Source organism: Dendronalium sp. ChiSLP03b, assembly GCF_034531165.2.
GTDB lineage: Bacteria > Cyanobacteriota > Cyanobacteriia > Cyanobacteriales > Nostocaceae > Dendronalium > Dendronalium minutum.
On the sequence record NZ_JAVRBR020000104.1, the window covers coordinates 68,848 to 77,868 of the forward strand.

At 41.6% G+C, this 9,021-nt stretch carries 9 protein-coding genes; 5 read left to right on the top strand and 4 right to left on the bottom strand.

Features of this window, described 5'->3' with window-relative positions:
* The first annotated feature begins 426 nt into the window (after positions 1–426).
* Entirely contained in the window at positions 427–1,290 is an 864-nt protein-coding gene (locus RMY31_RS24495) for an oxaloacetate decarboxylase (RefSeq protein WP_322661038.1), read from the top strand.
* 124 nt (positions 1,291–1,414) lie between these two features.
* Entirely contained in the window at positions 1,415–1,750 is a 336-nt protein-coding gene (locus tag RMY31_RS24500) for a hypothetical protein (protein ID WP_322661165.1), read from the top strand.
* Here RMY31_RS24500 and RMY31_RS24505 read toward each other — a convergent pair.
* Positions 1,692–4,556, bottom strand: coding sequence for an eIF2A-related protein (locus RMY31_RS24505; protein WP_409878299.1), 2,865 nt, complete (start codon positions 4,554–4,556; stop codon positions 1,692–1,694). The genes RMY31_RS24500 and RMY31_RS24505 overlap by 59 nt on opposite strands.
* Before the next feature lie 111 nt (positions 4,557–4,667).
* On the opposite strand from RMY31_RS24505, the gene RMY31_RS24510 reads away from it, so the two are divergent.
* The 3 genes from RMY31_RS24510 to RMY31_RS24520 all read left to right on the top strand — a co-directional run bounded on the left by RMY31_RS24510 (position 4,668) and on the right by RMY31_RS24520 (position 7,270).
* Positions 4,668–4,877 carry a hypothetical protein gene (locus RMY31_RS24510; RefSeq protein ID WP_409878301.1) on the top strand — a complete coding sequence of 70 codons (210 nt, stop codon included), beginning with the start codon at positions 4,668–4,670 and terminating at the stop codon, positions 4,875–4,877.
* Between the two features lie 179 nt (positions 4,878–5,056).
* A complete protein-coding gene (locus RMY31_RS24515; RefSeq protein ID WP_409878303.1) occupies positions 5,057–6,940 on the top strand; it encodes an ArsA family ATPase in 1,884 nt (627 codons plus the stop codon).
* 45 nt (positions 6,941–6,985) lie between these two features.
* Positions 6,986–7,270 carry a hypothetical protein gene (locus RMY31_RS24520; protein ID WP_409878305.1) on the top strand — a complete coding sequence of 95 codons (285 nt, stop codon included), beginning with the start codon at positions 6,986–6,988 and terminating at the stop codon, positions 7,268–7,270.
* Between the two features lie 304 nt (positions 7,271–7,574).
* Here the strand turns inward: RMY31_RS24520 and RMY31_RS24525 are convergent, their stop codons facing one another.
* The 3 genes from RMY31_RS24525 to RMY31_RS24535 form a co-directional block, all read right to left on the bottom strand.
* A complete protein-coding gene (locus tag RMY31_RS24525) occupies positions 7,575–8,399 on the bottom strand; it encodes a hypothetical protein (RefSeq protein ID WP_409878307.1) in 825 nt (274 codons plus the stop codon).
* 15 nt (positions 8,400–8,414) lie between these two features.
* Positions 8,415–8,714: an aspartyl protease gene (locus tag RMY31_RS24530; RefSeq protein ID WP_409878309.1), complete on the bottom strand. Its 300-nt coding sequence runs from the start codon at positions 8,712–8,714 to the stop codon at positions 8,415–8,417.
* Positions 8,711–9,021, bottom strand: a 311-nt coding sequence (locus tag RMY31_RS24535) for a hypothetical protein (protein ID WP_409878311.1), incomplete at its 5' end; no start/stop codon positions are given. The genes RMY31_RS24535 and RMY31_RS24530, both read right to left, overlap by 4 nt.

The window sequence follows — 9,021 nt, forward strand, 5'->3', positions numbered from 1 at the left end:
TTTCACATGTTGCCATGGAATGATATAAAAACTACATCCGCTTTAGCTAGATATATTTCTGTTGGGTAACTCACATACCTAATGGGGATCAAGCAAAATACTTGATAATTGAAGAAAAACCTGATAATCAAAACAAGGTGAATATTTCCAGCTTGTCTTTTTATGCTTTCAGCTTTTGAACTGTGAGCTTAGTCAAGAGCGATCGCTCCACCAACACCAAAGGCGATCGCACATATCATAACTAAATAAGTCCGCATAAATATTTATCATTGGAACAAGGCAGGAGTCAAGTTAGGAGTTATTATTCTCTCCCTCGTCTCCTTTGTCCCCCTCATTGCCAACTCAGTATCAGAATCCGATTCAAGATGAACCAAGTCGCTGTATCCTCAGACTGTTACCTGATTTTCTGCATTTGTATATTACTTTATGTCTTCTGGACAAAAACTGCGGCAGTTGCTTGCGCGTCCTGAAATTATCGTCATTCCTGGTGTATACGATTGTCTGAGTGCCAAGCTAGCCGAACAACTAGGTTTTGAAGTAGTGGCTACTAGTGGTTTTGGCATTGCTGCGTCTACATTAGGTTTGCCAGACTACGGTTTTCTCACTGCTACCGAAATGCTCTATAGTGTAGGGCGAATTACTCAGTCAGTGAATATTCCCCTGATTGCCGACTTGGATACGGGCTATGGTAATGCTTTGAATGTCATCCGAACTATTAAAGATGCTGTGCAGTTAGGAGTTGCTGGAGTACTTTTAGAAGACCAGGAGTGGCCGAAAAAGTGCGGTCACTTTGAAGGCAAGCGAGTGATTTCAATGGCAGAACACGCAGGAAAAATTCGGGCAGCAGTGGAGGCGCGTGGTGAGAGTGGTTTAGTAATTATTGCTCGCACCGATGCCCGTGGGCCACTCGGTTTAGAAGAAGCGATCGCTCGTGGTCGAGCTTACATTGCAGCAGGAGCAGATATACTCTTTGTAGAAGCTCCCCAGTCCATTGAGGAACTAGAAACCATAACCGCAGCTTTCCCAAATGTACCACTGGTAGCTAATATTGTGGAAGGTGGTAAAACTCCCCAACTTTCTGCTTCCCAGTTACAAAATTTAGGCTTCAAAATTGTTTTTTTCCCACTCACTGGTCTGTTGGCAGTGACACAGGTAATAAGTGCTTGCTTTCGTCATCTCAAAGAACAAGGAACTACAGCTAATTTTCCCGACTTAGTTAACTTTAAAGATTTCCAAGAACTCGTCGGCGTTCCTAAATATTTACAAATTGAACAGGAGTTTAAATCCTAAACAGTTGCTTTCAAAAACCCACTGCGATAATCTATTCTCCATTTTTGGGAATTCTAACAATAGAATTATTGAAGACAAGAACGGCTAAATAATTGGGCAATAGTTGCTCTTAGGATTAACACCAGTGGAAGGAAAGAATTTTGCTCGTTCGCCTCAAGGTAGTCGTGCTTATGGTACTTGTCCTGATGGACGTGGAAAAAATGTGACGATAATTGAAGCAATGTCAACAGAAGGTATCATTGCTACCATGACTTTTACTGGTGGTACTAACAAGTCAGTATTTGAAACCTATGTTACTCAAGTTTTGGGTAAAAGCACATTTGCCCAAGCACTGAAGAAAGCAAAAAAAGTGCGATCGCCCATTCAACCCTCCAACACAGTTGAACAAGCGGTAGACCGAGTTATTGGTTCTCTGTGGGTACTGATTGCCAAGCAAGGCGATGTTTCCAGTGCGATGTGAAATTAAGTTGAACTGCTTGGTTAAAGTCCTCCAAAGCTGCTGAAAAAGCTTTCTCTTTTAGCTTTGCTGCACCTTGGTTGTTCAACTGTTTAGGGCATTGTGGATTCCATACATATTTTTGACAAGTTTGGTGGGCAATTTCTACATCACTGCCATTTTCAGGATTTTGAAAGACGGGATGATAATGTAACCTGTTGCAGCAAACTTGCAACCATTCTTGCCACCCACAGTGCCACAAGCGGACTGTTCCATCAAGACTACCACTGACAATCAGTTTACCATCAGGGCTAAAAGCTGCGGAATTTACCCAATACTCATGCCCGCGCCAAGGTTGACCAATGGGGTTGCCGTCAATATCCCACAAGCGCACTGTCAAATCATTGCTGGCACTGACAATCAGTTTGCCATCAGGACTAAAGGCAACAGAATTGACTTCTTTTTCATGTCCGCGCCAAGGTTGACCAATGGGGTTGCCGTGAATATCCCACAAGCGCACTGTCGAATCATTGCTGGCACTAACAATCAGTTTGCCATCAGAACTAAAGGCGACAGAATTAACTTCTTTTTCATGTCCGCGCCAAGGTTGACCAATGGGGTTGCCGTTGCTATCCCACAAGCGCAGTGTCGAATCATTGCTGGCACTAACAATCAGTTTGCCATCAGGACTAAAGGCGACAGAATTCACCCAATTCTCATATTTGCGCTGCGATCGCCCAATGACCCGATCTTGTAGTATTTGATGTAGCTCCCACAAACGCACAGTTTTATCGCTACCACTGACAATCAGCTTGCCATCGGGGCTAAAGGCTAGGGAATTAACCTGTCCTTCATGTCCTCGCCAAGGTTGAGTGATGGGGTTGCCTTCAATATCCCACAAGCGGATTGTGCGATCGCAGCTACCACTAATAATAAACTTGCTATCAGGGCTAAACGCTACAGAATTGACACGTCCTTCATGCCCACGCCAAGGTTGCCCAATAGGATTACCTTTTATGTCCCACAACCGCACTGTAGAATCACTACTACCACTGACAATAAACTTGCTATCAGGGCTAAAGGCGACGCAAATAATTTTTGCCTCATGTCCGTACCAGGGTTGAGTAATGGCGTTACCTTCTAGATCCCACAAACACACCGTTCCGTCAAAACCAACACTAATAATAGAATCGCTATTTGGACTAAAGGCGACGGAAATCACTCCTTCCTTGTGACCGCGCCAAGGCTGAGTAATGGCGTTACCTTCTAGATCCCACAAACACACTGTTCCGTCAAAACTAACACTGACAATAGAATCGCTATTTAAGCTAAAGGCGACGGCAATAATTCCTTCCTCATGTCCCTGCCACTGTTGAGTAATGAGATTACCTTGTAAATCCCATAAACACAAAATTCCGTCAATACTCCCACTAACAATAAACTTGCCATCAGGACTAAAGGCTAGACAATTAACCTCTTGCTCATGTCCCAGCAAAAATTGAGCAGTAGGATTGCCAATGATATTCCACAAGCATATCGTAGAATCACTGCTGCCACTGGCAATAAACTTGCCATCAGGACTAAAGGCTAGACAATTAACCTCTTGCTCGTGTCCGCGCAAGCTATTTGCTTCTGTAGGTGTGTTTGTTGCTTCCTTTAAGCTTCCCAAAACAGAAGCTAGAAGTTGGTTTGGGTATTTCTCTAAATTCTCACCCATTGTTTGAATTGCCAATACCAAACCCTCTAGCGGTTGGACAGGAAGTAAATTCAAAACCCTGGCAGATTGTTCGCGCAGTTTTAATTCAGTTAATGCAAGGTTTAACTTTTGAATCTCTTGTTCCTTTTCTTTCAAATGGGAATCGCGCCATCCAACACTAGCATTAAGAAATTGATGAGCTTGTTCGCTGAAATAACTAAACGTTTGCTCTTTTAGTTCTTGATAAGTCTTTGTTTTCAGAACCCGGTTTTGAAGATTTTCGCTTTTCCACAGTACATCCAGGGTGTATTGCAGAAGTGGTAAAGAATCATTTTGTTGGTGAAAATCATCAATAATTTGCTCAATTAGTCCTTGTTCAAAGGTAACGCCATTTCTAGCAGCAGGTTCAGCGATCGCTAAATTTAATTCCTCATCGCTCATTCTAGTGAGTATACAACTATAGCGATCGTGGATCTTCGCAAGTTGCGGATACTCACTAAATCTATCCAAAAAATCAGAGCGCATTGTTAAAACAATTTTGACAGAGCTATCCTGCTGCTGGATTAATTGAACAAGACTAGCAATAAATTGGTTGCGTTCCGACTTTTGAGTTTTCGTAAACAGTTCTTCAAATCGGTCAATAAAAATTAGAACGCACTCATAATCTTGTTTGAGTATTGTGACAATTTGAATTAAGATATTTTCTTTGATTTCTCCTGCAATATCTGCTATTTGTGATTTTTTACCGTATGTAAAAGCAAGACACTTATAAAGAGATTTAAAAGGATTTTCATCTGGTTGAAAAGTTATATTAATTAATGAATTTTTATGATACCCTAAATAAGGAATTAAACCTGCCATAATTAATGATGATTTGCCACTGTAGGCTGCTCCTAAAAGCAAGAGTGCATCATCTTTTTTTAAGCGATCGCTAAGATTAGCAATCCACTTTTCCCGTCCAAAAAATTTGTCTTTATCTTTAATTTCAAAAGTTTTTAGCCCTAAGTAGGGAGAGTCTATTTTGAGTGGACGACGATGAATGTCCTCAGACTGACTTCCAGAAAAAAAGTTGTATTCAGAAATACCTTGGACATTACATCCAATATTTATATCGCCTTCAGAACTGTTAACCATCTTATCTCCTTACCTTTGGACACCCCTGGCTAAATCTTTCTCTCAGTTATAGTTCTTTGGCTAATCTTTGTAAGTACCTCAACAAAATTAATTACCGAAGAAAGGCAGTTCTTGCTGGAGGCAGAAGGAAGAAAATACAATTCTTGCTGCCTGCCAAAAGCATCTAAAGTCCACACCAGTTTGCTCAAGTCGGGAAACCCGCCACACAACTGGCTCCTAAATTTCTCTTCTCTGCGCCTCCGCGCCCACCGAAGTTTTGATGGCTGTGGCAACGCCAAAGGCGAACGGCAGAAGCCGCCGCTCAAACTTCTCTCTGCGTGAAACACAAAAATATTTATGTAAGAGGTCTATTCTCTAGTGAAACTTTCCCTGTCGCCGCCGTATATACAAGTTTTGTAAATCCCATCTGCGAAAAATTAAGGTTTTAAATACCTTTATTCAGCGAAATTACTTAAGTAAATTTCAAAAATATGTAGTAACTTTATCCTAAAACGCCGGAAATGACAAACGAGATGGAACTTTTTGATAACCTACACCTTGCAATGTTTAGCGGCAAAGGTGGAGTCGGAAAAACAACAATCTCCTGCACCTTTGCATGTCGTTGGGCGCAGCAATTTGTCAACGAGCAAATTCTTTTAATCTCAACCGATCCGGCTCACTCTCTTGGAGATGTCTTACAAGTTGGCGTTGATGACATTCCTCGTCCCATAGCGGAACTACCCAATCTACAAGTCAGGGCGTTGGATGCAAAGCTTTTGCTACAAAAGTTTAAAGAACGTTACGGTCAGGTATTAGAACTGTTAGTGGAGCGGGGTAGTTTTGTTGAAGGAGAGGACTTGCTTCCAGTTTGGGATTTAAATTGGCCTGGACTGGACGAGTTGATGGGTTTGTTAGAGATCCAACGCCTTTTCAACGAACAGCAGGTAGATCGAGTAGTAGTGGATATGGCTCCTAGCGGTCATACTCTCAACTTGTTTGGATTGATGGATTTTTTAGACACTTTCCTGCACTCTCTGGAACTGTTTCAAGAAAAGCATCGGTATATTAGCAAGACCTTTGCTGGGAGTTACACACCCGATCGCGCTGACGAATTTTTGCAAACCCTGAAAGCTGAACTGTCACAAGGTCGTCGTCTGCTTCAAGATCCTACCCATACAGCTTGTTTGTTAGTTGCGATCGCCGAACCAATGAGTTGGTTGGAGTCAAAACGATTTCTAGAAGCCTTACAAACTATGCAGGTTCCTTGCGGAGGCTTGTTTGTCAACCAAGTCCTTGCCAGTGCCACTGACCCAGATCGTTACCAAGAACAACAACCGCTGATCGGTCAGTATACGGCTCTGGCTAACGGCAAGCCGATTTTTATCGTGCCACAGCAAGATAAGGAGCCTTTAGGGATTGTAGCCCTCAGCCATCTGATCGACCAAATCCATGTTCCTCAGCTGGAACCGCCATCTCCTGTCGATCTACTCCCAGTTCAATGGCCGGAAAAAATTCCTCCTAGCTTTGGAGATTTTCTCACCCAAGGTCGTCGCTTGTTATTAATTGGCGGTAAAGGTGGAGTAGGCAAGACCACAGTAGCAGCTGCCATTGGTTGGGCGATGGCTCAACAACATCGCGATCGCAAAATTCGCATGGTTTCCATCGATCCTGCCCACTCCTTGGGTGATGCCTTTGGTTTGAGTTTAGGACACGAACCATATCAAATAACTGCCAATCTTCGAGGTCAGGAAGTAGATAGCGATCGCATTCTCGATCGATTCAGAGCCGATTACCTGTGGGAACTGGCCGAAATGATGAGTGGCGAAACCCAAACAAGCGAAGCTATTGAAATGGCTTATGCTCCTGTTGCTTGGCGCAAAATTGTCGAGCAAGCTTTACCAGGGATTGATGAAATGCTTTCCCTATTAACAGTAATGGAATTGCTAGAGCAACAAGAAGAAGACTTGATTATTTTAGACACTGCTCCTACAGGACATCTTCTGCGTTTTCTAGAAATGCCAACTGCACTGTCAGACTGGCTAGCTTGGATTTTCAAACTCTGGATCAAGTATCAAAATGTTCTTGGTCGTACAGAGTTGATGGGGCGTTTGCGAACTTTGCGACAGCGCGTAGTCAAAGCCCAAAAAGTGCTAAAAGACCCACAGCAAGCAGAGTTTATTGGGGTTACACTTAACCAGGCTAGCGTACTTGCCGAACAACAACGCTTGTTCAAATCTCTGCAAGAAATAGGTGTAAGCCAGAATTACCTTGTTCTCAACCGCTTTACTTCTACAGCAACCATTAATTGCGATTTTCCAGGTTTGACAATGGTTCGCTTACCAGTGCTTCCTCGCTCAGTTCAGCCTTTAGAACGCATCCAAGCAGCCGCAGCCTGTTTATTTTAAGTGCTAATTACACTAAATACTTTCATACCCAAAGAGAAATTTATTATGCATCGCACTCCAAATCGCGGACAAATTCAAGCCAAACTTAGCTCAATGCCTCCTCAACGTTCGCAAGCAAGAGTTTACTTAAATGCTTACAAAATGATGTTGGAAAAAGAGCGTTTAGAGCAGGAACTACAGAAACTCGAAGCACGCCGACATCAGATTCAGCAGCGTCTTGCTATTTTGAATAGTCAAATAATTGCTGAAGAAGACATCGCCCATCAGCAAGCAAATACTGACTTAGAGGACAATACACCAAAATTCAACACCTTAACATTGGAATATTAAGTAAACCTTCACGAGAAAATCTCTTTTCTCCAACAGGAAACTTACAGTATACACAAATAATTTAATCACCCCAAATCCTTCAGAAGTAGTGGCGTGTCAAGGCTAAAGTAGTGCAATAGAAAAATTCGATTATGTGTCTAAACTTCAATTTTTCAGAGATTTTTAATGCAACATTTTAGCCTTGCCATGCCAGTAGGGTGTGTTATCCCATAAGCTAACGCACCATCCTAAATTTTCGGTGGGTTAGGACTAAAGCCCATAACCCACCCTACGAATCTAAATATGTTTCTATTACTCAAAGTAACTAAAAACGAGAAAGAATTTCTAATATCATCGCCTCAATCTCAGGTAGTACTTCTTGAAGATAATCATACTCCTTACCTGCGTATTGCATGAGTTTGAAATCGGCTCCAATCTTTTGCAGAAAATCTATGATTTTTTCAGGCTGTCGGGCATCCAGGACGTACCAGCAGATGTTTTTCAGTAATGGGTAGAGATCGTCTCTATGTTCAAATCTGCAAAGCGATAAATTCCACCCACTTTTTTCTAAAATGTTAACAAAAATAGACGCTATAACTCTGCTGAAAATAGTTTTCAAATTGATATCTACATTGGGTTCAGCGACTATAACAAAATGAGTAACTAAGCAATAACCTTGCAAATCTCTTTGATAAGACACTACGTTTTCAGTTATACCTGATATACCCTGTGCTATATAGGCTTTAACCTGGCTTCCAGGTAATCCACGCAACTGCTTACCTAGACTATCAATATATAAGCCATTTTGATCTCTGAAAGCCATACGACTGCCAAACACTGGAGAGCCGTAATCATGCTCTACGCTTCCCAGGTGTAACTTATTACAGTGATGAGATTGATCGTTGATTAATATTTTGAAGTGAAACTTCTTGCTGTCTCCATCACAAAATATTGAAGTACCTTCTAAAAAAGCTAAGTTAAAGTCTGAAAATAAACTTTGTGCAAATTCATGATGAGAAAATCCAGCCATATATGTAATGAAATTACTTTCAGCCTCAGAGAATTCTTGCCTACATAAAAGCATCTCCCTAAGTAACTCAACAGTTGGTCTTCTACACTGATTAACTAGTTCTGCAAATTTCTGATGCACTGTGTATTTCTTGCGTTATGCGTCTCTAAGTACTACGTCCTTACTCAATCCCCTAAATTTATTTATGGGGATTACCTTAAATAGTACTTGACCAACATAGATTTCAAATTTTACATCTCCCCGTGCAGTTCGCATTGTTTGCTCTTGTAAGCGTTCCCAACCAAGTGCATCTATATCTTGCTTATTAATCGCTAACCAATACGAAAAACCTGTATCAAACATCGCCTCAACAGGTAATTCTAATCCATCTGATGTTATTAAATTAATTTCAAAAAGTAGTGCATCCTCATCACCAAAAAAACCGGAAATCGTCATATCGTGCCGCAAGCCCCAGACTCATTAATCCGAAAAGCATAGTGTATTTTGCCTGGATGCTGTTCGCGACACCGTAATGAAACTACTTCTAAATCTTGATCAACAAAATATTCTCCACTATCCGGTTCAACTGCAACAAACCAGTTGTAGTGAGTTTCAATTAATTGTGATTTGACTCGCTCAAAAATAGGTTTACAACGTTGGTAAAAAGCCTCGCGTTCGGCTTCATGTCGTGCTTTTTGTTCTTCATTCCACTGAATTTCAGGGAATATTCGTCCCCTGCGTGCGGTACGAGTGGGTTTGGTTT

Excerpts from the sequence above, each read along its gene's own strand:
- RMY31_RS24495 (WP_322661038.1), top strand. The coding sequence starts at position 427 with ATGTCTTCTGGACAAAAACTGCGGCAGTTGCTTGCGCGTCCTGAAATT.
- RMY31_RS24505 (WP_409878299.1), bottom strand. The coding sequence starts at position 4,556 with ATGGTTAACAGTTCTGAAGGCGATATAAATATTGGATGTAATGTCCAA.
- RMY31_RS24515 (WP_409878303.1), top strand. The coding sequence starts at position 5,057 with ATGACAAACGAGATGGAACTTTTTGATAACCTACACCTTGCAATGTTT.
- RMY31_RS24520 (WP_409878305.1), top strand. The coding sequence starts at position 6,986 with ATGCATCGCACTCCAAATCGCGGACAAATTCAAGCCAAACTTAGCTCA.
- RMY31_RS24530 (WP_409878309.1), bottom strand. The coding sequence starts at position 8,714 with ATGACGATTTCCGGTTTTTTTGGTGATGAGGATGCACTACTTTTTGAA.